At 73.0% G+C, this 20,365-nt stretch carries 22 protein-coding genes; 11 read left to right on the top strand and 11 right to left on the bottom strand.

The genetic code is table 11. From position 1 onward, the window contains the following. Window positions 1–428: EamA family transporter (locus E1300_RS35230; RefSeq protein WP_165503131.1), on the bottom strand; the 428-nt coding region annotated here is incomplete at its 3' end. 114 nt (window positions 429–542) lie between these two features. On the opposite strand from E1300_RS35230, the gene pdxR reads away from it, so the two are divergent. Beyond that, window positions 543–2,003 carry a MocR-like pyridoxine biosynthesis transcription factor PdxR gene (pdxR, locus tag E1300_RS35225; protein WP_131761443.1) on the top strand — a complete coding sequence of 487 codons (1,461 nt, stop codon included), beginning with the start codon at window positions 543–545 and terminating at the stop codon, window positions 2,001–2,003. Between the two features lie 29 nt (window positions 2,004–2,032). Continuing rightward, window positions 2,033–2,266 carry a hypothetical protein gene (locus tag E1300_RS35220; RefSeq protein ID WP_131761442.1) on the top strand — a complete coding sequence of 78 codons (234 nt, stop codon included), beginning with the start codon at window positions 2,033–2,035 and terminating at the stop codon, window positions 2,264–2,266. Window positions 2,267–2,282: 16 nt separating this feature from the next. Here E1300_RS35220 and E1300_RS35215 read toward each other — a convergent pair whose 3' ends face one another. The 3 genes from E1300_RS35215 to E1300_RS35205 form a co-directional block, all read right to left on the bottom strand. Beyond that, window positions 2,283–3,512: an MFS transporter gene (locus E1300_RS35215; RefSeq protein WP_242619586.1), complete on the bottom strand. Its 1,230-nt coding sequence runs from the start codon at window positions 3,510–3,512 to the stop codon at window positions 2,283–2,285. 91 nt (window positions 3,513–3,603) lie between these two features. After that, complete coding sequence (locus E1300_RS35210) at window positions 3,604–4,413, bottom strand: ABC transporter permease (protein ID WP_131761441.1); 810 nt, start codon at window positions 4,411–4,413, stop codon at window positions 3,604–3,606. Continuing rightward, window positions 4,410–5,363 carry an ABC transporter ATP-binding protein gene (locus E1300_RS35205; RefSeq protein WP_131761440.1) on the bottom strand — a complete coding sequence of 318 codons (954 nt, stop codon included), beginning with the start codon at window positions 5,361–5,363 and terminating at the stop codon, window positions 4,410–4,412. Before E1300_RS35205 ends, E1300_RS35210 begins: the two co-directional genes overlap by 4 nt. Before the next feature lie 95 nt (window positions 5,364–5,458). On the opposite strand from E1300_RS35205, the gene E1300_RS35200 reads away from it, so the two are divergent. Beyond that, entirely contained in the window at window positions 5,459–6,070 is a 612-nt protein-coding gene (locus E1300_RS35200; protein ID WP_242619585.1) for a DUF1707 SHOCT-like domain-containing protein, read from the top strand. A 25-nt stretch (window positions 6,071–6,095) separates the two neighbouring features. On the opposite strand, the gene E1300_RS35195 is transcribed toward E1300_RS35200, so the two are convergent. Beyond that, the gene (locus E1300_RS35195) at window positions 6,096–6,794 is read right to left on the bottom strand and encodes a DUF4245 domain-containing protein (protein ID WP_242619584.1); all 699 of its coding nucleotides are present in this window, start codon (window positions 6,792–6,794) and stop codon (window positions 6,096–6,098) included. 20 nt (window positions 6,795–6,814) lie between these two features. Beyond that, on the bottom strand, window positions 6,815–7,501 hold the full coding sequence (locus tag E1300_RS35190) for a TetR/AcrR family transcriptional regulator (protein ID WP_131761438.1): 687 nt from the start codon (window positions 7,499–7,501) through the stop codon (window positions 6,815–6,817). Window positions 7,502–7,684: 183 nt separating this feature from the next. Here E1300_RS35190 and glpX point away from each other — a divergent pair, with 183 nt between their 5' ends. After that, window positions 7,685–8,719, top strand: coding sequence for a class II fructose-bisphosphatase (gene glpX / locus E1300_RS35185; protein ID WP_131761437.1), 1,035 nt, complete (start codon window positions 7,685–7,687; stop codon window positions 8,717–8,719). 12 nt (window positions 8,720–8,731) lie between these two features. Here glpX and E1300_RS35180 read toward each other — a convergent pair whose 3' ends face one another. Together E1300_RS35180 and xseA are read right to left on the bottom strand one after the other, a co-directional pair. After that, window positions 8,732–8,992 carry an exodeoxyribonuclease VII small subunit gene (locus E1300_RS35180; RefSeq protein ID WP_131761436.1) on the bottom strand — a complete coding sequence of 87 codons (261 nt, stop codon included), beginning with the start codon at window positions 8,990–8,992 and terminating at the stop codon, window positions 8,732–8,734. Further along, complete coding sequence (gene xseA, locus E1300_RS35175) at window positions 8,982–10,196, bottom strand: exodeoxyribonuclease VII large subunit (protein WP_131761435.1); 1,215 nt, start codon at window positions 10,194–10,196, stop codon at window positions 8,982–8,984. The genes E1300_RS35180 and xseA overlap by 11 nt, the downstream gene beginning before the upstream one ends. Before the next feature lie 110 nt (window positions 10,197–10,306). On the opposite strand from xseA, the gene E1300_RS35170 reads away from it, so the two are divergent. Together E1300_RS35170 and E1300_RS35165 are read left to right on the top strand one after the other, a co-directional pair. Next, window positions 10,307–10,756 (top strand): MarR family winged helix-turn-helix transcriptional regulator, encoded by a 450-nt coding sequence (locus tag E1300_RS35170; RefSeq protein WP_242619582.1) that lies wholly within the window; start codon window positions 10,307–10,309, stop codon window positions 10,754–10,756. A 23-nt stretch (window positions 10,757–10,779) separates the two neighbouring features. Next, window positions 10,780–11,997: an MFS transporter gene (locus E1300_RS35165; protein ID WP_131761434.1), complete on the top strand. Its 1,218-nt coding sequence runs from the start codon at window positions 10,780–10,782 to the stop codon at window positions 11,995–11,997. Window positions 11,998–12,104: 107 nt separating this feature from the next. Here the strand turns inward: E1300_RS35165 and E1300_RS35160 are convergent, their stop codons facing one another. Beyond that, window positions 12,105–12,995 (bottom strand): DUF8129 domain-containing protein, encoded by an 891-nt coding sequence (locus E1300_RS35160; protein WP_131761433.1) that lies wholly within the window; start codon window positions 12,993–12,995, stop codon window positions 12,105–12,107. A gap of 298 nt (window positions 12,996–13,293) precedes the next feature. Between E1300_RS35160 and E1300_RS35155 the strand changes: the two genes are divergently transcribed. Then, window positions 13,294–14,256 (top strand): 4-hydroxy-3-methylbut-2-enyl diphosphate reductase, encoded by a 963-nt coding sequence (locus tag E1300_RS35155; RefSeq protein ID WP_131761432.1) that lies wholly within the window; start codon window positions 13,294–13,296, stop codon window positions 14,254–14,256. A gap of 19 nt (window positions 14,257–14,275) precedes the next feature. Here the strand turns inward: E1300_RS35155 and E1300_RS35150 are convergent, their stop codons facing one another. Next, entirely contained in the window at window positions 14,276–14,881 is a 606-nt protein-coding gene (locus tag E1300_RS35150; protein WP_207400126.1) for a DUF6542 domain-containing protein, read from the bottom strand. Further along, the gene (locus E1300_RS35145) at window positions 14,878–16,395 is read right to left on the bottom strand and encodes a DNA recombination protein RmuC (protein ID WP_131761431.1); all 1,518 of its coding nucleotides are present in this window, start codon (window positions 16,393–16,395) and stop codon (window positions 14,878–14,880) included. The genes E1300_RS35150 and E1300_RS35145 overlap by 4 nt, the downstream gene beginning before the upstream one ends. Before the next feature lie 266 nt (window positions 16,396–16,661). Between E1300_RS35145 and ychF the strand changes: the two genes are divergently transcribed. From ychF to E1300_RS52925, 4 genes are all read left to right on the top strand, one after another. Continuing rightward, window positions 16,662–17,753 carry a redox-regulated ATPase YchF gene (gene ychF, locus E1300_RS35140; protein ID WP_131761430.1) on the top strand — a complete coding sequence of 364 codons (1,092 nt, stop codon included), beginning with the start codon at window positions 16,662–16,664 and terminating at the stop codon, window positions 17,751–17,753. Between the two features lie 495 nt (window positions 17,754–18,248). Beyond that, window positions 18,249–19,277: a conjugal transfer protein gene (locus E1300_RS35135; RefSeq protein WP_131761429.1), complete on the top strand. Its 1,029-nt coding sequence runs from the start codon at window positions 18,249–18,251 to the stop codon at window positions 19,275–19,277. A 58-nt stretch (window positions 19,278–19,335) separates the two neighbouring features. Continuing rightward, window positions 19,336–19,620 (top strand): hypothetical protein, encoded by a 285-nt coding sequence (locus E1300_RS35130; RefSeq protein ID WP_131761428.1) that lies wholly within the window; start codon window positions 19,336–19,338, stop codon window positions 19,618–19,620. An 89-nt stretch (window positions 19,621–19,709) separates the two neighbouring features. Further along, window positions 19,710–20,365: conjugal transfer protein (locus E1300_RS52925; RefSeq protein WP_131761427.1), on the top strand; the 656-nt coding region annotated here is incomplete at its 3' end.

Below are 20,365 nucleotides of genomic sequence, written 5' to 3'. Positions count from 1 at the left end.
AGCCCCGCCCCCGCCGCGACCGCGCACGCCGCCGCCACGACCACCGGCGCCGGGCGCCGCCCGTCCAGCAGCGGCCCGACCACCGCCAGCACGACCGGCACCGTCGCGATCACCGTGCCGATCGTGGCCGGGCTCGTGTCCCGGGTGGCCGCCACGATGCACACGTTGAACGCGACGAGGCCCGTCGCCGCGAGCGCCGCCAGCAGCGCCCAGTCCCGCGGCGCCGCCCGCCGGACGGGCCGCCCGTCCCGCCCGCAGCGGAGCCGGGCGACGGCCAGCAGGATCAGCGCGGCCGCCGCGTACCGGACGGCCTGCCCGCCGAACACCGGGTAGTCCGCGATCGTCGCGGAGACCGCGGTCAGCGAGCCGACGAGGGACATGGCGGCCGCGGCGGCGACCGTGCCGCGGCGATCGGGAGGTGCGTTCATGAAGGCGACGCTAGGGCCGCCCGTGGTCCTTCCGACAGAACCAATCACACGGCTCTGACCAGGACCAATGCGGAGCCCGTGACACGCGCCGCCCCCGGCGGCGCTGAAGCTGGTGTGACCGACCTTCATCTCCCCATCGACCGGACCGCCGGGCGGCTCTCCGCGCAGATCGCCGCGGGCTTCCGCGCGGCGGTGCGGTCGGGCCGGCTGACCGCGGGGACCCGGCTCCCGTCGAGCCGCGACCTCGCCCGCGACCTGGACGTGTCGCGCGGCGTCGTCGTCGCCGCCTACGAGCAGCTCACCGCCGAGGGGTTCCTCATCGCCCGGCGCGGCGACGGGACCCGCATCGCGCCGCTCGCCCGCCCGGACGACCCCCGCGACGGCACGGCGCCCCTCGCGGACGCCGCACCGGACGGCACGGGCGCGAACGCGGCGCGGAGCCGCCCGGACCTGGCGCCGCCGGGCGTCCCGGGCCCGTCGTACGACCTGTGGCCGGGCCACCCCGACCTGGCGGCGTTCCCCCGCGACCGCTGGCTCGCCGCCGCCCGCACGGCACTGCGCACGCTCCCGAACGACGCCCTCGCCTACCCCGACCCCGGCGGGGTGCCCGCGCTGCGCGCCGAGATGGCCGGCTACCTGTCGCGCGTCCGCGCCGCGCACGCCGGCCGCGACCGCGTGGTGATCATGAACGGGGTCGCGCACGGGCTGTCCGCCGTCGTCCGGCTGCTGCTGGCCGACGGGCACAAGACGCTCGCCGTGGAGGACCCGACCAGCGCCCGGCAGCTCCCGATGCTCCGGGCGACCGGCGTCCGCCTCGTCCACGTCCCGGTGGACCGCGACGGCCTGGACGTCGAGGCGCTGGCCGCGACGGGCGCGCGCGCCGTCCTCGTCACCCCCGCGCACCAGTTCCCCACGGGCGTCGTGCTGTCCGCGCCGCGCCGCGCCGCGCTCATCGCCTGGGCGCGGCACGTCGACGGCCTCGTCATCGAGGACGACTACGACGCCGAGTTCCGCTACGACCGCGAACCGGTGGGCTGCCTCCAGGGCGTGGACCCCGACCGGGTGGTCCTGCTCGGCTCGGTGAGCAAGGCCCTGGCGCCCGCGCTGCGGCTCGGCTGGGCGGTGGCGCCCCCGGCCCTCGCCGGGCGGCTGCGCGCGCACCGCGGCAACACCGACCTCGGGGCGCCCGTCCTGGAGCAGTACGCGCTCGCCGAGTTCGTCCGGAGCGGTGCCTATGACCGGCATCTGCGCATGATGCGGCGCAGGTACCGGGCACGGCGCGACGCGCTCGCGGACGCTCTCTCCGCTCATGTTCCCGGCGCGATGGTTCAAGGCGTCTCAGCGGGCATTCACCTCTACGTGGAGCTTCCGCACGGGTGTGACGAGGAGCGTGTCGTGGAGGACGCGGAGGGCCTGGGCCTGTCGGTCTCCGGCGCCCGGAGCATGTGGTCGCCCGAGCGCGCCGGGAGCGCGCCGCCCGCGCTCGTCCTCGGATATGCCCGCCACGGTGAGACGCGCCTTGCGGAAGCGGCGGAGCTCCTGGGACGAGCGATTACCCAGGGTGCTCGCGGGTAGGAGAACGGTCCCCGGTGTAGGAGGTATGCATGAGTCTGGAAGAGGCCGCGCGGCAGCTCAAGATGGCCGGTCACGACGCACAGGTGGCCTTCGACTGCGTGGGTCTCGGCGAGATCGAGCGAGCGGTGGAGCACGCCGTGACCCTCCGCGCGGCGGCCGACGCCGCCATGGTCGCGCTCAGCCGAGCCCTGGAGGACATGACCCCCGAGCAGGCCCAGGCCGCCGGCGAAGAAGCCATCACCGCCATGGCAGAAGAGGCATAGCCCGGATTCGGGTCGGTCAGGCTACGGGGCGTTCCATGGCGGGAGCGTCGGGTTTGGCGCCTTCCACGGGCGTCGGGTCGAAGCCTCGGGCTGTGGCGAAGACGACGAGGATCAGGGCGGTGGGGACGATGAACGCCAGGCGGAGGCCGTGGTCGTCGCTCACCGGCGCGACGGCGCCGACCACGGCCGCGCCGAGGACGAAGCCCACGTAGTTGAAGATGTTGACGCGGGCGACGGCGACGCCGAGGCCCGTCGGGTCCACACGGCCCGCGGCGGAGAACGAGACGGGGGCGATCACGCTGAGGCCGAGCCCGGCGACCGCGAACGCCGCGATGGCGAGGGCGGCGTCGGGCGCCGCGACCACCCCGGCCATGCCGGCGATGCCGACCAGGCCGCCGAGCCGCACCACCCTGACGGGTCCCGAGCGCCGCACCGCGAGGTCGGCGACGGCCCGGCTCACGACCATGGCGATCTGGTAGGCGACGTAGCCGAGCGGCGCGACCCAGTCGCTGCCGGACAGCTCGTCGTCCAGGTACTTGGCGCCGTAGTTGGAGATCGCCGAGTCGGCGAGGTAGGCGACGGCCATCGCCGCGCCGACCACGAGGATGGGCCGCCACGGGACGCTGCGCCCGGCGGCCTTGAGCTCGGCGGCGGTGGGGCCGTCGCCCTCCTCGTCCCGGCGGTAGAGGAGGTGGCCGGTGCCGAGCGACGCGGCGATCCCGACGGCGGCGGCGATCGCGAAGCCGGTCAGCAGCGCGAGGTCGAGCTTGTTGGCGAGGGACGCCCAGAGCCCGCCGAGGATGCCCGCGACGCTCCAGACGGCGTAGAAGCCGGTGATCAGGCTGATGCCGTAGCGCCGCTCGACGGCGATGGCCTGCGCGTTCATCGAGGCGTCCACGGCGCCGACGAACAGCCCGAACAGCGCGACCGCGCCGTACAGGGCGGGGTCGTTGTCGCCGGTGAGGCCGATCAGCACGATCGTCAGGGCCACGGCGGGCTGCGCGACGCGCAGGACGAGGCCGCTGCCGACCCGGGGGAACAGCGCGCCGGACGCGACGCTGCCCGCTCCCGCGACGAGCGGGACCATCAGCAGGACGAGGGAGAGCGTGGCGTCGCTGAGGTGGTGCGCGTCCTGCATCTTCGGGACCTGCGTCACGAGGGAGGCGAAGCAGAGCCCCTGGACGGCGAACGCCGTGTAGGCGGCGAAGCGGGCGCGCGCGTCCCGGGTCGTGATGCCCTCGCTCATGGGGTCCGACCTCCTGAGCCGCGGAATATGAAGAAGATTCGCGTCAGCGTAGAGACCGGGGACGTCCCAGGTCAATGACCGGCGGCGGGTCTCAGCCGATGAGGCGGCGGCGCATGCCGCGGACGGCGATCAGCCACATCAGCGCGGCGAACAGCACGAGGGCGCCCAGATGGCCGAGGTCGGCCAGCGGGCGGAGCCCGAAGACGGCGTGCCTGACCAGCTCGACGCAGTGGAACAGCGGGTTGAGCTGCGCCGCGTGCCGCGCCCAGCCGGGCAGCGTGCCGACGGGGAAGAACGTGCCGGCGATCAGGAACAGCGGCGTCACCACGCCCGTGATCACGTAGTCGAACGAGTTGATCGACGGGACGACCGAGGACGTCCACATCCCGAACAGCCCGAAGCCGAGCGCCGTGAAGAACGTGACGATCGGCACCAGGAGCATGCCGGGCGACGGGTCCAGCCCGAAGAACAGCGCGACGATCAGCGGCGTGCACGAGTACACCGCCGACTTGGCCGCGATCCACAGCGCCTCGGCCGTCACGAGCTCGTGGACGTCCACGGGGGTGGCGAGGATCGCGTCGTAGGTGTGCTGGAACACGCGCCTGATGTAGCCGTTGAACATCCCCGGGAACACCGACGTGAACAGGGCCGCCGTGCCGACGACGCCGGTGGCGACGAAGTCGAGGTAGCGGTAGTCCCCGATCGCCGCGACCATCGACCCGAACCCGTAGCCGAACGCGAGCAGGAAGAACGTCGGCTCGACCATCGACGCGAACGACTGCGACTTCCAGTAGCGCTTGTAGAGGGCCAGCTCGTGCCGCCAGATGCCGCGCACCGGCGCCAGCTCGAACCGCCGCAGCCGCTCCGGCCGCCGCGGCGCCCCCTCGGCCCGGACGATCATTCCACCCGCTCCCCGGTCAGGACGACGAAGACGTCTTCGAGGCTCGCCGCGCGGCGCACCCCGTCCGGGCCGAGCCGCTCGTCCAGCGACGGCGGGATGCTCTCGGCCCGCAGCACCGACACCGACGGGCCCGTCCGGCGCGTCGGCAGCCCCGCGCCGCGGGCCAGCCGCTCCACGTCCGCGAGCCGGTCCGGCGGGCCGTAGTGCTCGACGACCCGCGCGCCCGCGTGCTCGGCCACCAGCCCCGCCGGGCTGCCGCGCGCGATCACCCGGCCGTGCGACATGAGCGCGCACTCGTCGGCGAGCCGCTCGGCCTCCTCGATGTAGTGCGTGGACATCAGCACCGTCGTGCCGCGCGACCGCAGCCCGTCGATCAGTCCCCACAGCTCCGCCCGGACCTGCGGGTCCAGGCCGACGGTCGGCTCGTCCAGCAGGACGAGCGCCGGCCGGTGCACCAGCCCGCGGGCGATCAGCAGCCGCCGGCGCATGCCGCCGGAGAGGTCGTCGACCTTGGTGCGCTGCCGGTCGGTCAGGTGCGCGAGCGCGAGCGCGTCGTCGACCGCCCGCCGCCGCTCCCCGCGCGGCACCCGGTACAGGTGCGCGAACACCTCCAGGTTCTCCCTGGCCGTCAGCTCCTCGTCGAGGTTGTCCTGCTGCGGGACGACCCCCATCGCCGCCCGCGCGCGCTTGGACTCGCGTGGGACGGAGAAGCCGAGCACGTCGATGGTGCCCTCGTCCGCGATGGCCTGCGCGGTGAGCATCTTCATGGTGGTGGACTTCCCGGCGCCGTTCGGCCCGAGGAGCCCCAGGCAGCTCCCGGACGGCACGTCCAGGTCGAGCCCGTCCACCGCGGTGAAGTCGCCGAAGCGCTTGACGACCCCGCGAAGGCTGATCGCCGCGGCGCCCCCGCTCGCCTCCGTGGTCGCGAGCCTGGCACCGTGCAGCGTCATGCGGTCACCCTAAGGAGAGCGGCGCCGAAAACCCCACTGGTTTTCCCCCGCCGCGTTCTGGAGGCCCTCGGCCGTCCGGCCGCTAACCTCTAGGTGTGGACATCCCCCGTCGCCCGGCCGCCGAACAGCCGACGCGCGTCCGCGACCTGCGCGCGTCCGACGCCGACCGGGAACGCGTCGCGACCATGCTCGGCGAGGCCCTCGCCGACGGCAGGCTGACCATGGAGGAGCACGCCGACCGCTCCTCCCGGGCGCTCTCCGCCCGCACCCTCGGCGAGCTGACCGGCCTGACCAGCGACCTCAGCCCCGAGGAGGCGCAGCCCATCCTCGTGGACGACCGCCCCGTCTCGGTCTTCTTCGGCCGGACGCGCCGGGAGGGCCGCTGGGTGGTTCCCGTGAAGCTGCCCCTGCTCGCGCTGTTCGGAACGGTCGAACTGGACCTGCGCGAGGCCGTCCTCCAGCGCCGCCACATCGTCGTCGACTCGATGGTGCTCGGCGGCCGGATCCGGCTGCTGGTGCCCGAGGGCGTCCGGGTGGACGTGACGAGCCGCACCATCCTCAGCACGCGCGAGGTGCGCACCCGGCCCGTCCCGGAAGGCCCGACGATCGAGGTCGGCGGCACGCTGATCTTCGGTTCCGTGCGGGCCCGGGCGCCCCGCCGCACGCTCCGCGAACGCGTCCGCGGCCGCCTCGGCCGGGGCCGCTAGGGCGGCGCCTACCGGCGCGGCGCCGTCAGGACTTCGAGGTCGGCTGCGCGGACGGCGTCAGGCCCGCGCCCTGCTTGGACTGCGGCCTGAGCGAGGCCGCGAGGACGGCCAGCTCCTCGTAGGACGCCGTGCCCGTCACCACCAGGCTCACCCCATCGGGGAGCGTCCGCGCCAGCGAGTTGGCCTTCTTGTCCTTGCGGTAGTACTTCGTCCAGGTCACCCCGGCGACCTGCTGCGTCCCGATCGGGTTCTTGTTGTTCGTCATCCGCGGGACGTACTCGGACGCCTTCTCGTTGCTCTGCTCCAGCGCCGCGTACTCGTCGCTGGGCGTCACGAACCCGAGGTGCCAGGCGACGGGCTTGCGTCCGGACCCGTCCAGGCCGTTCAGCCGGGAGCTGGTGGGCCGCCAGCCCGCGGGGAGCCCCTCGGGCGCGTAGGACGTGTAGGGCGCGTCGTTGCGCATCGCCCACAGCTGCGAGCCGTAGTCGACCGTGGGGAGGACCTCCTCGTGGCTGCGCGGGGTGATCAGGAAGATCGCCAGCACGAGCAGCAGGCACGCGCCCATCGCCATCGTGAAGCCGCCGAGCCCCGTGGTCAGCCGCTTGTGCACGGCCGGGCTCACCTCGACGACCGCGGGCGGCCCGGCCGGCGCCGCGCCGGGCTCCTCCGGGCGCGCGGCGGGCTCCTCGGCTTCCTGGGCGGGGGCAGGGGTCTTGTCGGTCACCCCTCCAGGATCCCGCACGGTCAGGGCTGCTCCGTACCGGGGTTCCGGATCGTGCCCACGATGGCCATGATCTTGGCCGCGTGGTCGCGGGCCGCGCTCTCGTCGTTCATCAGCGAGATCTCCGACACCGCGCCCGCCATCGCCCCCGTCAGCACCGTGACCAGGGCCTCGTCGGTGCCGCCGTCGGCGGTGTGGAACAGCGCGGCGTTGCGGCGCGCCCACTTGTTCAGACGCTGCCGCATGACCCGGTCGAAGCCGGGCGGGCCGTCCCCGGAGATGAAGAGGCGGGCCACGTCCCGCTCCTCCAGGCAGCCGTCGAGGTAGGCGCCCGCCCCGGCGATGAACTGCCGCATCGGGTCGGTCTCGCCGGCCTCCCGCACCGCGTTGATCGCCTCGCGGGTGCGCTCCTGCTGCCCGGCCTGGAACTCCTCGAACAGCGTCAGGTACAGGTCGGCCTTGCCGTTGAAGTGGTGGTACAGGCTGCCCACGCTGGCGCCCGCCTTGGCGACGATGTCGGTCACCGCGGCCTGGGCGAACCCGGACTCGCAGAAGACGTCCCTCGCCGCGGCCAGCAGGGCGCCGCGCGTGGCGGCCCCGCGGTCGGAGGTCCGCGCGGGGCCGTCGGAGGCCCGCTCGGGCACGCCGGTGGCACGCGCGCCGCCGCTCCGAGTCACCCGGCCGGACGAGACGCCGATGTCGCTGCTCATGAGGCTTGAGATTACGCCCTCTTCCGCTGGGGAAACGATCCCTTGCCCGTGCGACCGTCAAAATCACGCGTCCGCCACGGTGCCCGGCGGCTCCGGCCGGCCGGCTCTGGTCTGGTCCAATTTGTGGCCCGGCGTCCGGTCCGCAGAGAATCCGAGCACCACCGACCGAAGGGCTGCCCCGCGATGTCCGAAGAAACACCCGTCTCCTCCCCGCTCACGACCGAGCCCGCCGCGCCGGACCGCAACCTGGCGATGGAGCTCGTCCGGGTGACCGAGGCCGCCGCCATGGCCGCGGCCCGCTGGGTCGGCCGCGGGGACAAGAACGGCGCCGACGGCGCCGCCGTGAACGCGATGCGCCAGCTCATCAACACCGTGTCCATGCGCGGCGTCGTCGTGATCGGCGAGGGGGAGAAGGACAACGCCCCGATGCTCTACAACGGCGAGGAGGTCGGGGACGGCGGCGGCGCCGAGTGCGACGTGGCGGTGGACCCGGTGGACGGCACCCGGCTCACCGCGCTCGGCATGAACAACGCGATCGCGGTGCTGTCGGTGGCGCCCCGCGGGTCGATGTTCGACCCGTCCGCGGTCTTCTACATGGAGAAGCTCGTCACCGGGCCCGAGGCGGCGGACGTCGTCGACATCGAGCGCCCGATCGCCGACAACATCCGCGCGATCGCGCGCGCCAAGGGCTCGTCCACGCACGACGTGACCGTCTGCATCCTGGACCGGCCCCGGCACGAGCACATCGTCAAGGAGGTCCGCGAGGCGGGCGCCCGGATCAAGTTCATCCTGGACGGCGACGTCGCCGGCGCGATCATGGCGTCCCGGCCGGGCACCGGCGTGGACCTGCTGCTCGGCATCGGCGGCACCCCCGAGGGCATCATCGCGGCCTGCGCGATCAAGGCGCTGGGCGGCGTCATCCAGGGCCGGCTGTGGCCGCAGGACGACGCCGAGCGGCGGAAGGCGATCGACGCCGGCCACGACCTCGACCGGGTCCTCACCACCGACGACCTGGTCACGTCCGACGACGTGTTCTTCGCGGCCACCGGCATCACCGACGGCGAGCTCGTCGACGGCGTCCGCTACAGCAAGGGCACCGCGGTGACGCACTCGCTGGTCATGCGGTCCCGCAGCGGCACGATCCGGACGATCTCCAGCCAGCACCAGCTGGAGAAGCTGCGCGCCTACAGCGCGATCAACTTCGACACGGCGGTCTAGAAGGGGCCGGGTCTAGAAGGGGGCCGGGCCGGTCTCGCCGCCGTCCTCGGGGCGGGCCATTGCGGCGGCGAGCCTGGCCCGCGCCCCCTCCAGCCACTCCTCGCAGATCGCGGCGAGCCGCTCGCCGCGCTCCCACAGCGCGAGGGACTCCTCCAGCGTCAGCCCGCCGGCCTCCAGCCGCCGGACGACGTCGGCCAGCTCGTCGCGCGCCTGCTCGTAGGACGGCTTGTCAGCTGTCTTCTCGTCGGCCACACGCCCCACCCTAGAGCCCATCGCGGTCTGCCACGGTCACCCCGAGCCGCCCGTCGGACAGCCGCACGAGGAGGCGTTCCCCGTCCTTCACGCCCGCCGACTCGCGGACGACGGCCCCGTCCTCGCGCTGGACGACCGCGTAGCCGCGCTCCAGCGTCGCCGCGGGGGAGAGGGCCAGCAGCCGGGCGCGGGTGTGGGACAGCTCGTCCCCCGAGCGGTCCAGGGCGCTCGCCAGGCAGCGGCGCGCCCGGTCCCGCAGCGCGAGGACCTGCTCGGACTGCCGCTCGACCTCGCGGACCGGATCGGCCAGCGCGGGCCGCGACCGGACCCCCTTCAGCCAGGCCAGCTCCCGCTCGACGCCGCCCGCGAGGCACCGGCGGCCCCGGTCGCGGAGCTGCCGGACGAGCTGGAGCTGCTCCCGCACGTCCGGGACGGCCTTCTTCGCGGCGTCGGTCGGGGTGGACGCCCGCACGTCGGCGACGAGGTCGAGGAGCGGGCTGTCCTGCTCGTGCCCGATCGCGCTGACCACCGGCGTCCGGGCCGCGGCGACGGCGCGGACGAGCGCCTCGTCCGAGAACGGCAGCAGGTCTTCCATCGCGCCGCCGCCCCGCGCGATGATGATCACATCGATCCCGGGATCGGCGTCCAGCTTCCGGAGCGCCTCCATCACCTCGCCGACCGCGTACGAGCCCTGCACGGCGGTGTTCTCGACCTGGAACTCCACGGCCGGCCAGCGGCGCCGCGCGTTCTGGAGCACGTCGTGCTCGGCGTCGGAGTCGCGCCCGCAGATCAGCCCGACCTTGGCGGGCAGGAACGGCAGCGGCCGCTTGCGCTCGGGCCGGAACAGGCCCTCGGCGGCCAGCACCTGCTTGAGCCGCTCCAGCCGGGCCAGCAGCTCGCCGACGCCGACGGGGCGGATCTCCAGGACGCTCAGCGAGAACGTCCCGCGGTTGATCCAGAAGTCGGGCTTGGCGTGCACGACGACGCGCGCGCCGTCCGTGACCGCGGGACCGGCGGCCTCGAACACGCCGCGCGGCCCGACGACGCGCACCGACATGTTCGCCACCGGGTCGCGCAGCGTCATGTAGACCGTCCCGCCGCGGGCGTTGAGGTCGGTGATCTGGCCCTCGACCCAGATGCGGCCCAGCTTGGCGATCCACCCGCCGACGGCCTGCAGGACGGTCCGCACCGGCACGGGGGATTCGGCCGTGGTCTCCATCGCCATGCCCGGAAGCCTACGGTGTCGGGCGCGGCGTGTGACCGGGAAGACACCCGGGCCGCCTTGATTCTTAGCGCGACTAACTTAGACTGACTAAGTAATTGGAGGAGAGCACCGTGACCGATTCCGCGACCGACTCCGGGACCGGCTCCGCGCGGGACCTCGCCGAACGGCTCAACCGGCGCCTCCGGCACGTCGTGCTGATGCTGCGGCAGGCCGGCGCCGACCAGCCGATCACCAGCCAGCAGCTGTCGGTCCTCGGCTCGCTGGAGGCCGGCGCGCGCCGCATGACGGAACTGGCCGCCGAGCACGGCGTCCGGCTGCCGACCATGACCGCGCAGGTCAACCGGCTGGAGCGGGACGGCCTCGTGGAGCGCGGCCGGGAGCGCTCGGACGCCCGCGTCGTCACCGTCCGGCTCACCGGGCCGGGCCGGGAGCGGCTCGCCGCCGGGCGCGAGCGGCGGATCGCGTTCCTGACGGAACGGTTCGAGGGCCTCACGGACGCGGAGCGCGCGGCGATCGCCGCGGCCCTGCCGGCCCTGGACAAGCTCTTCGCCTCTCCCTAGATATCCCTGAGAGGAAGGTGACCATGGACGCTGAGCCCTCCACCCGGGGCGGCGGCATCCTCAGGCAGCCGATGTCGGTGTGGGCGACCGCCTTCGCCGCCGTCGTCGCCTTCATGGGCATCGGGCTGGTCGACCCGATCCTGCCCGCGATCGCCACGAACCTGGACGCCACGCCGAGCCAGGTGTCGCTGCTGTTCACCAGCTACTTCCTGATCACCGCCGTCGCCATGCTGGTCACCGGCTGGGTGTCCAGCCGGATCGGCGGCAAGCGGACCCTGCTGATCGGGCTGGCCCTCGTCGTCCTGTTCGCCGCGCTCGCCGGGACGTCCGACACCGTCGGCCAGCTCGTCGGCTTCCGCGCCGGCTGGGGCCTCGGCAACGCCCTGTTCGTCGCCACCGCGCTCGCCGTGATCGTCGGCGCGGCCACCGGCGGCGCCGAGTCCGCGATCATCCTGTACGAGGCCGCGCTCGGCCTCGGCATCTCGCTCGGCCCGCTCGCCGGCGCCCTGCTCGGCGACCTGAACTGGCGGTTCCCCTTCTTCGGCACCGCCGCCTTGATGGCCGCCGGCTTCCTGCTGATCGCGACACTGCTCGGACGCATGCCGCGGCCCGCCGAGAAGACCCGGCTGAGCGCCCCGATCCGCGCCCTCGGGCACGGCGGCCTGGCCACGACCGCGTTCACCGCGCTGTTCTACAACTACGCGTTCTTCACCGTCCTCGCCTTCACCCCGTTCGTGCTCGGCATGAGCGCGCACGGCATCGGCCTCGTGTTCTTCGGCTGGGGCGTCATGGTGGCGCTCGCCTCGGTGTTCGGCGCGCCCGCCCTTCAGCGCCGCATCGGGACGGTCCGGGTCATGCACCTGGCGCTGGCCCTGCTGATCGTGTTCCAGCTCGGCCTGGCGTTCCTCGGGCACGGCGGGATCATCGCCTGCACGATCCTGTCCGGCATCCCGATCGGGCTGAACAACACCGCCTTCACCGAGGCCGCGATGGAGGTCTCGGACAACCCGCGGCCGGTCGCCTCGGCGGGCTACAACTTCGTCCGCTGGCTCGGCGGCGCCCTCGCCCCCTACTTCGCGACGAAGCTGGCCGAGGAGGTCAACCCGCACCTGCCCTACGTCGTCGGCGCGGCCTGCTGCGCCGTCGCGATCGGCATCCTCGCGGTGCGCCGCCGCCACCTGGGAACGCTGGAGCGGGTGGACGTCGACCACGCCTTCCAGGACGTGTCCGTCCCGGCGTGACGTCCGGCATGATGCTCATGGAACGCGAAACGGCCCCCGGAGCTCCGGGGGCCGTTCCTTGTGCGCTGTCGCCCTGGACTCGACGTCCCGGGCCGGGGGCTTCGACCTCAGCTGAGGCCGTTCAGCTTGGAGATCCGGTTCTCGTACATCCTCAAAACCTCGGCGCGGGCGAGGTGCTTGCGCTCGTACTCGCGCAGGAGCTTCACCTGGTCGGCGGACAGGCCCCGCAGGCGCGCGCGCAGCTGCGGCAGCGTGGCCGCGTCGTAGTTCGGCACCGGAAGGTCCTTCGCGGCCCGCTCGGCCTCGGCCTGTGCGGCGGGCTTCAGCTCGGGCCTCGGCTCGAACGCGGCCTTCTCTGGGTCCGGCTCCGACCCGGCCTCCGGGGCGCCGTCGGGGGCGGCCTCCGCGGCGAGCTTCGGAGCCGGCTCCGGGCTCGGCACCGGCTCCGGGCTGGGAGCGGGCTTCGCCTGGGCCTCCGCCTCGGGCTTCGGCTCGTCCACCGCGGGGTTCGGCGCGGGCTTGGCCACGGGCCCGGAGTCCGGGCGCGCGTGCCTCGGAGTGTGCTTCGCCGCGGGCTCGCCTGCGGCGGTGTTCGCGGAGGCGGGCTTCGCGGCGGGCTTGCCGATGGAGATCTCCGCTCCGGCCCCCTCGTCCTCGGTCGTCCGCCGCGCCGTCGCCCTGGCCCGGGAGGCGGGCTCCGGCTCGGGCTCCGCGTCCCCGCCGCGGACGCGCCCGACCACGTGCCCGACGATGCTCCCGGCGGTGCCCGTGACCTTCCCGGCGGTGCCCGTGACGTCGGCGCGCAGCCGGCCGATCACCGGCTTCACCCCGCCGCCCTCGGTGAGCTCCTTGTAGTCCCGGGTCACCCGGTCGCTGAGCAGCAGCGCCCGCCCGACGCCGAACATGGCCAGCCGGACGGCGTGCAGCGGAAGGTCGCGGACCTGCTCGCCCACCGTGTCCTGGACCTGCTGTTTGAGGCGGCGCGGTGATCTCGTCATCGTCATCCCTTCTCCTGCCGTCCTGAAGTGCCGCTGTAGTGTCGTTCCGCCGCCGCCGACGGCCTCCCCGCCGTCCCGTCGCCGACCTGATGCCACCACGTTCACTGTGCCCCATGGGTGCATTGCGGTCACCCCGGGTTAATGGATTTCTGTCCAAAAGCGACGTGGATTCAATCACACAGCGGGCTTCACCAGAGCTTTGACCCCCGCGGCACCTGGCCCGCGGGGCTCGCGGGCCCCCGGGCGGACCCCCTCCCGCACTGCACGGGACGGATGGGACGGCTCGTACGATAGGAGCATGACCAACAGCCAGCGCCGTGTCCTGCTCGCCAAGCCGCGTGGTTACTGCGCGGGCGTCGACCGCGCCGTGCAGACGGTCGAGATCGCCCTGGAGAAGTACGGGGCGCCGATCTACGTCCGCAAGCAGATCGTCCACAACGTCCACGTCGTCAAGACGCTGGAGGAGCGCGGCGCGGTCTTCGTGGACGAGACCGAGGAGGTCCCCGAGGGCGCGATCGTGGTGTTCTCCGCCCACGGCGTCGCCCCGGTCGTGCACGAGGAGGCCAAGGGCCTCGACCTGCGCACCATCGACGCGACCTGCCCGCTGGTCACCAAGGTCCACAAGGAGGCCGTGCGGTTCGCCGCGCAGGACTACGACATCCTGCTCATCGGGCACGAGGGCCACGAGGAGGTCATCGGCACCACCGGCGAGGCCCCCGAGCACATCCACCTGGTCGACGGCCCCGACGACGTGGCGAACGTCACCGTCCGCGACCCCGAGAAGGTGGCCTGGCTGTCGCAGACCACCCTGTCGGTCGACGAGACCGTCGCCACCGTCGAGAAGCTCCGCGAGCGGTTCCCCAAGCTGATGGACCCGCCGTCCGACGACATCTGCTACGCCACCCAGAACCGGCAGACCGCCGTCAAGGAGATGGCCGCGCAGTCCGACCTCGTCATCGTCGTCGGCTCCACGAACTCCTCGAACTCCGTCCGGCTGGTCGAGGTCGCCAAGGAGCACGGCGCCGACGACGCCCACCTCGTCGACTACGCCGAGCAGATCGACCCGGCCTGGCTGGAGGGCGTCACGACCGTCGGCGTCACCAGCGGCGCGTCCGTCCCGGACGAGCTGGTCCAGGGCGTGCTGGCGTGGCTGGCCGAGCGCGGCTTCGGCGCGGCGGAGGAGATCGAGTCCGTCCAGGAGAGCATGCGCTTCGCGCTCCCGCACGAGCTCCGCAAGGACCTGCGCATCACCCCGGTCTGACCGGGCCGATGCGGCGGGGTCAGTCGACCTCGCCGTGGTGGAGGCGCCGCTCCCGCCTGGAGGGCGACTCGTCCCAGCGGACGGGGTTCTCGTTCTCCTCCTTCTCGAACAGGCGCACCCCGGCGAGCTTGTCGCGCAGCTCCCGCACGTTCTCCGGAAGCCCGCGGAACAGGCAGATCACGAGCACCAGCAGCGTGCCGAAGAACAGCCACGGCGCGGTGGCCGCCAGCGCGGTCAGCACCCCGACGGTCAGGCCGCGCGCCAGCGAGCCGTCCCCGAGCGTGGTGGCGAACACCGCCGCGAACGTCGCCGCGAAGAACACCAGCGGCGGGCTGACGGCGAGCGTGAGCAGGTCCGCGGGACGGGTCGCGAACGCGGCGAGCACGCACCCGACCGCGAAGCCGCCCCCGGCGAGCAGCGGCACCCCGAGCCAGCGCGACAGCAGCGCGCACACGAGCCCGGTGCCGAACATGACGACGATCCCGCCGCGTCCGGTGAGGGTGACCGGCGCCGCGGAGGAGCTCTCCGCCTTCGGCCGGCCGGAGGCACCGCGCTGACGTCGCACTGGACCTCCCGGGGACGGCGAGGCGCCCTCCGGCGCGTCGCGGACCGTCGATCTGCTCATTGCCACCTCTCCCGCTGATCAACCTGATCAGGGATGGCCCATTCGCCGAAACCTACCGGTTCCGCGGCGGAGGCCGGGCGGAATCGCCCGCCGTCGCGATCGTCACCGAGGCCGTCACCGAGGTCATCGCCGAGGTCATCGCCGAGGTCGTCGCCGTCCTCACCGGCGGTCCCGTCGCGGTCGGCGGCGTGGCCGGTCTCGCCCTCGGTCCGGTTGCGGTCAGCGGCGCGGGGGCGAGGGAAGGCTTCGGGGCGTTCGCCGTCGAGATCGCCGTTCGCGAGGGCGCCGGACGGCCCGTCGGACGGCTCGCCAGGCATGGTCAGTTCGGCCGCGGACAGGGCCCGGGGGCTCTCCTCCACGGGTTGCGGACCGTCCAAGGGGCCCTCGACGACGCCCAGCTCGTTCAGGCGGCGCGCGCTGACGAGCACCCGCGTCTCCAGCGAGCCGACCGTCCGGTTGTAGGACTTGATCGCCCCGGTGAGCGCGCGGCCCAGCTCGTCGACGTGCTGGCCCATCGTCCCGAGCCGCTCGTACAGCTCCTTGCCCAGCTCGAAGACCGCGCGGGCGTTGCGCGAGAGGGCCGCCTGCTGCCAGGCGTACGAGGCCGTCCGCAGCATCGTGATCAGGGTGGTCGGGGTGGCGATGTGCACGCGCCGCCGCATCGCGTACTCCAGCAGCCCGGGATCGCGGTCGAGCGCCGGGGCGAGGAACGCCTCGCCCGGGATGAACAGGACGACGAACTCCGGCGCCGGGCTGAACGCCTGCCAGTACGACTTGGCGGCGAGGCGGTCGACGTGGTCGCGCAGGTGGCGGGCGTGCGCGTCCAGCCGCACCGGGTCGCCGCTCTCGGCGGCCTGGAGGTAGGCGGCCAGGGACACCTTCGAGTCGACCACGATGTTCTTGCCGCCCGCGAGCCGGACGACCATGTCCGGCCGGACGGTGCCGTCGCGGGTGGCGGCGCCCGCCTGCTCGTCGAAGTCGCAGTGGTGCGCCATCCCCGCCAGCTCCACGACCCTGCGGAGCTGGAGCTCGCCCCACCGCCCCCGGGCCTCCGGCCGCTGGAGCGCCCGCACGAGCGACTGGGTCTCGCGGCGGAGCTGGTCGGAGCTCTGCCGGACGAAGTCGACCTGCTTCGCGAGCATGGCGTGCGACTCGCGGCGTCCCGTCTCGACCTCGCGGAGCTGCTCCTCGACCTTGGACAGGGTCTCCTTGAGCGGGGCCACGAGGTGCTCGACGGCCTGCTGGCGCCGCTGGAGCTCGCCCGCCGCCTCGGCGCCCGCCGCCTTGAGCCGCGCGTCCGCCAGCTCCAGGAAGCGCTGGTTGCTGGCGTCCAGCGCCTTCGCGGAGAGGTTCTCGAAGTGCTCGGCCATCCGCCCCTCGGCGTAGGCGAGCTTCTCCTCGGCGGCCCGGGCCCGGGCGATCAGCGCGCCCTGCCGCCCCGTCGCGAGCGCGTACCCGGCGACGACGCCGAAGACGGCCCCGACGAGGAGGCCGGCGAACAGCGCGAGATCCATCCCTTCATCGTGACAGCGGATGTGCGCGGTGCGACCGCGACGCGCCGGAAGCGGTCCCGGACGGACAATTGGCCGCACTGTTCGCCAACGGCCGCGGCGCGCCGGGGCGCATACCCGGCACATGCCGCGGAGGCGGCCCGGCCACCGCGGGGTCTCGCGGGCGGCCACCGCGGGGTCCCGCGGGGCGCCGCGGCCGGGCCACCCGCGGAAACGTTCATCCGATCGTCGTCTGGAGTGGGCCCCCGGGGCCCATAAACTTGACCGCCGTGAGCCTCTCCATCGGAATCGTCGGGCTGCCCAACGTCGGCAAGTCCACCCTCTTCAACGCGCTGACCAAGAACGACGCGCTGGCCGCCAACTACCCGTTCGCGACCATCGAGCCCAACGTCGGCGTGGTCGGGGTGCCCGACCCGCGGCTGGCCGCGCTCGCGGAGGTCTTCGGCTCGCAGAAGATCATTCCGGCGACGATGGAGTTCGTCGACATCGCGGGCATCGTCAAGGGCGCCTCCGAGGGGCAGGGGCTCGGCAACAAGTTCCTCGCCAACATCCGGGAGACCAACGCGATCTGCCAGGTCATCCGGGCCTTCGAGGACGCCGACGTCACCCACGTGGACGGCGACGTGGCCCCGTCCCGCGACATCGAGACGATCAACACCGAGCTGATCCTGGCCGACCTCCAGACGATCGAGAAGGCGCTCCCGCGCCTCGACAAGGAGGCGCGCACCAAGAAGGACAAGGAGAAGCTCGCCGTCGTCGAGGCCGTCACCGCGGCGCAGAGGCTGCTCGACGAGGGCGTCACGCTGTTCGCGGGCGCCGAGAAGGCCGGCATCGACCTCGCGCTGCTGCGCGAGCTCCACCTGCTCACCGCCAAGCCGTTCCTCTACGTCTTCAACCTCGACGAGGAGGAGCTGGCCGACGAGGACGTCCGCGCCCGGCTGCGCGCGCTCGTCGCCCCCGCCGAGGCGATCTTCCTGGACGCCAAGATCGAGGCGGAGCTGATCGAGCTGCCCGACGACGAGGCGCTCGAACTGCTCCAGGGCATGGGCCAGGAGGAGTCCGGGCTGTCGCAGCTCGTCCGGATCGGGTTCGACACCCTGGGGCTCCAGACGTACCTGACCGCGGGCCCGAAGGAGTCGCGGGCCTGGACGATCCGCAAGGGCGCCACCGCCCCGGAGGCGGCCGGCGTCATCCACACCGACTTCCAGCGCGGCTTCATCAAGGCCGAGATCGTGTCCTTCGGCGACCTCATGGAGGCCGGCTCCATGGCGGCCGCCCGCACCGCGGGCAAGGTCCGCATGGAGGGCAAGGAGTACGTCATGCAGGACGGCGACGTCGTGGAGTTCCGCTTCAACGTCTGACGCCCGCGCGCACCGTCCGCGCCGCCCGCCTCGCCAGGGCCCCGCCTCCGGGTGGGGCCCTTGGTGCCTCCGGGGGTTGTGCGCCTCGCGGGACGGGTGTTGCATGTGGTGCGCACGCTACCGGACGTAGGGGATATATCGCGCTATGTCCCGTAGCGGCCACGTTGACCGCTTCTTTCGGGGAGAGGTTGCGGTCGGGAACGCCAGCAGGTCAGCAAGCACCGTCCGATTCGAGATGCTTGTCATCTAACGAGCCAAACGCACCTTTCGGAGGTATCGCTCCGCGATAGTCACCGTTTGGCAATCCTCCCCGTTCCTGCTGAGGTGGATTGCATTATCCACAACCGCGTGCCGGGGCTGTGCTTCGCTGCGATGCGCTGGAACAATTGACGCCCGTGGTTACCCTGGGCCCGTGGTGGGTCCGGATTCGGCCACCAGCACACGACCAGTGAACAGGAGCGCGCCGACCGGGGGCGAGGCGCGAGCGGAGGCAGGATGGCTCGCAGGTCGGCCGTTGCACGCGGCCGTGACACCGCCGTCGTCGAGGAGACGTCCGCGCCCGGCCGGGCGCTCGGCACGTCCGTCGACCCGTGGGACGTGCCGCGGCAGGGCCGGCGCCGCGGACGCTCGGGCGGTGACGGCGGGCGCGGCGGCGGACGCTGGGGCGGATCCGGCGGCCGCTGGTGGATCTGGGTCGGGCGCGCCGTCCTGTGGGCGCTCATCCTCGTCATCCTCGTCAACGGGATCCGCGCCCCCTTCGAGCGCTTCACGGCCGACGACCAGCCCGCCACCACCGGCGAGCCCAAGCCCGGCCGGACCGCGCAGTTCCCGAGCAGCGCCGCCGGCGCGTTCGCCCTCCAGTTCGCCAACGTCTACCTGAACTACGACCAGAAGAGCGCCGCCGCCCGCGCGCAGCAGCTCGCCACCTTTCTGCCGGAGGGCGCCGACTCCCAGTTCGGCTGGAACGGCGTGGGCTCGCTCCAGGTTCAGTCCGTCCAGGTCGCCGGCATCGACGCGCGCGACGCCGACAACGCGACGGTGACGCTCCTCGCCCGCACCCAGGACAAGTGGCTCCGCCTCGCCGTCCCGGTCTACGCCAAGGGCGGCGCCATGGTCGTCTCCGGCCGCCCCGCCCTGCTCCCCCCGCCGACCAAGGCCGCGCTCCCGCAGGGCGGCGTCCAGGACCGCGACACCGCCCTGGAGAGCGAACTGCAACCGTTCCTCGGCGTCTTCTTCGGCGCGTACGCCCACGGCGACCAGGCCGCCCTGTCGCGCTTCTCCGACGGCACCCCCATCGCCGGGCTCGCCGACTCCGTCGGCTTCGTCTCCGTCAAGGAGGTCGTCGCCCCCAAGGGCGCCGCGGGCGAGCGCACCGTCACCGCGACGGTCGTGTGGCAGGTCACCGGCAGCGGCACCGCCGGCAACGGCGAACTGGAGCAGACGTATCAGCTCACGATGGTGAAGAAGAACACCACCTGGTACGTGCGGGACATCCGCGGCACCACCGAGCCGAGCGCATCATGAGAGAACAGCGGGAACCGACCCCCGTCCCACCCGCCGATCCAGGAAGGTAGCCCCATCGATGCTGAACCACATGATGGCGTCGATCCCGCACGAGATCTTGGCGGCGCCGAACGACGAACTCAAGACCGACCAGCTCGCGGACTGGCTGCGCCAGATCTTCGGCCCGCTGTTCCTCGTCATCGTCTCCATCGTCGCGATCTTCTTCCTCTTCACCCGGGAGATCACGCGCTTCGTCCAGTTCATCGTGCTGGCGATCGGGATCGGCGTGGTCTTCTACGTGCCCAACATCATCGAGACCACGGCCAAGGCCATAGCGAAGGCCCTGGGAGTGGACATCACCTGACTTCCGCACCGGTGGACACCGAGGTCGGGCGCCCCCCGCACGGGACGCCGCAGCCGACACCGTGCTCGCACAGTTAGGGGAGTAGGGGCGTGGATCTACCCACGTACACGAACATATGGCGCATCGAGAAGCGGCTCTACAAGCTGTACGACCTACGGCTGCCGATGCCGCTGCCGCTCGTCCAGATCGGTGTCTTCGCCGGCGTGTTCGTCCCGTGGATCCTGCTCCTCAAGGTGGCGGGCATCCCCTTCGAGTCGCCCTGGCACGTCCTGTACATCGTCCCCCCGGGCGTCCTGACCTGGCTCGCAACCCGTCCCGTCATCGAGGGCAAGCGCCTCACCGAACTCCTGCTCTCCCAGAGCCGCTACCTCGCCGAACCCCGCACCTGGTGCCGCCTCACCCCGATCCGCGAACCCCGCGAGGTCGTCGTCGTCGCCCGCGTCTGGCGCCGCCCCGCCGCCCCCGCCCCCGTCGCGGCCCCCGAGCGCGCCGCCATCAAGTCCCGCCGCCGCACCCGCGCCGCCCAGGCCGCCGTCCCCACCGCGGCCACCATGCTCCCGCGCCCGGACGTCGCGTCCGCCCCGCTGTCCCTCGCCGAGTACGCCGCCCAGCGCGACGGCGAGCACACCCTCCCCGACCCGATGGTGGCACCGCCGGTGTCAGTCCGGAACCGGCAGATGCGCGTACAGGTCCATGGCGTCCACGGACGAGGGCAGATCGCTGACCTGGCCGTCGCCCACCTCGA

The organism is Actinomadura fibrosa, from assembly GCF_900659615.1.
GTDB lineage: Bacteria > Actinomycetota > Actinomycetes > Streptosporangiales > Streptosporangiaceae > Spirillospora > Spirillospora fibrosa.
Note: the sequence above shows the minus strand (reverse complement) of the source record. Positions and strands in the feature narration are given on the sequence as shown.

Bases quoted from the DNA above. Each gene is read 5' to 3' on its own strand.
- E1300_RS35220 (WP_131761442.1), top strand. From the start codon at position 2,033: ATGAGTCTGGAAGAGGCCGCGCGGCAGCTCAAGATGGCCGGTCACGAC.
- E1300_RS35215 (WP_242619586.1), bottom strand. From the start codon at position 3,512: ATGAGCGAGGGCATCACGACCCGGGACGCGCGCGCCCGCTTCGCCGCC.
- E1300_RS35210 (WP_131761441.1), bottom strand. From the start codon at position 4,413: ATGATCGTCCGGGCCGAGGGGGCGCCGCGGCGGCCGGAGCGGCTGCGG.
- E1300_RS35205 (WP_131761440.1), bottom strand. From the start codon at position 5,363: ATGACGCTGCACGGTGCCAGGCTCGCGACCACGGAGGCGAGCGGGGGC.
- E1300_RS35190 (WP_131761438.1), bottom strand. From the start codon at position 7,501: ATGAGCAGCGACATCGGCGTCTCGTCCGGCCGGGTGACTCGGAGCGGC.
- glpX (WP_131761437.1), top strand. From the start codon at position 7,685: ATGTCCGAAGAAACACCCGTCTCCTCCCCGCTCACGACCGAGCCCGCC.
- E1300_RS35180 (WP_131761436.1), bottom strand. From the start codon at position 8,992: ATGGGCTCTAGGGTGGGGCGTGTGGCCGACGAGAAGACAGCTGACAAG.
- xseA (WP_131761435.1), bottom strand. From the start codon at position 10,196: ATGGCGATGGAGACCACGGCCGAATCCCCCGTGCCGGTGCGGACCGTC.
- E1300_RS35165 (WP_131761434.1), top strand. From the start codon at position 10,780: ATGGACGCTGAGCCCTCCACCCGGGGCGGCGGCATCCTCAGGCAGCCG.
- E1300_RS35160 (WP_131761433.1), bottom strand. From the start codon at position 12,995: ATGACGAGATCACCGCGCCGCCTCAAACAGCAGGTCCAGGACACGGTG.
- E1300_RS35155 (WP_131761432.1), top strand. From the start codon at position 13,294: ATGACCAACAGCCAGCGCCGTGTCCTGCTCGCCAAGCCGCGTGGTTAC.
- E1300_RS35150 (WP_207400126.1), bottom strand. From the start codon at position 14,881: ATGAGCAGATCGACGGTCCGCGACGCGCCGGAGGGCGCCTCGCCGTCC.
- E1300_RS35145 (WP_131761431.1), bottom strand. From the start codon at position 16,395: ATGGATCTCGCGCTGTTCGCCGGCCTCCTCGTCGGGGCCGTCTTCGGC.
- E1300_RS35135 (WP_131761429.1), top strand. From the start codon at position 18,249: ATGGCTCGCAGGTCGGCCGTTGCACGCGGCCGTGACACCGCCGTCGTC.
- E1300_RS35130 (WP_131761428.1), top strand. From the start codon at position 19,336: ATGCTGAACCACATGATGGCGTCGATCCCGCACGAGATCTTGGCGGCG.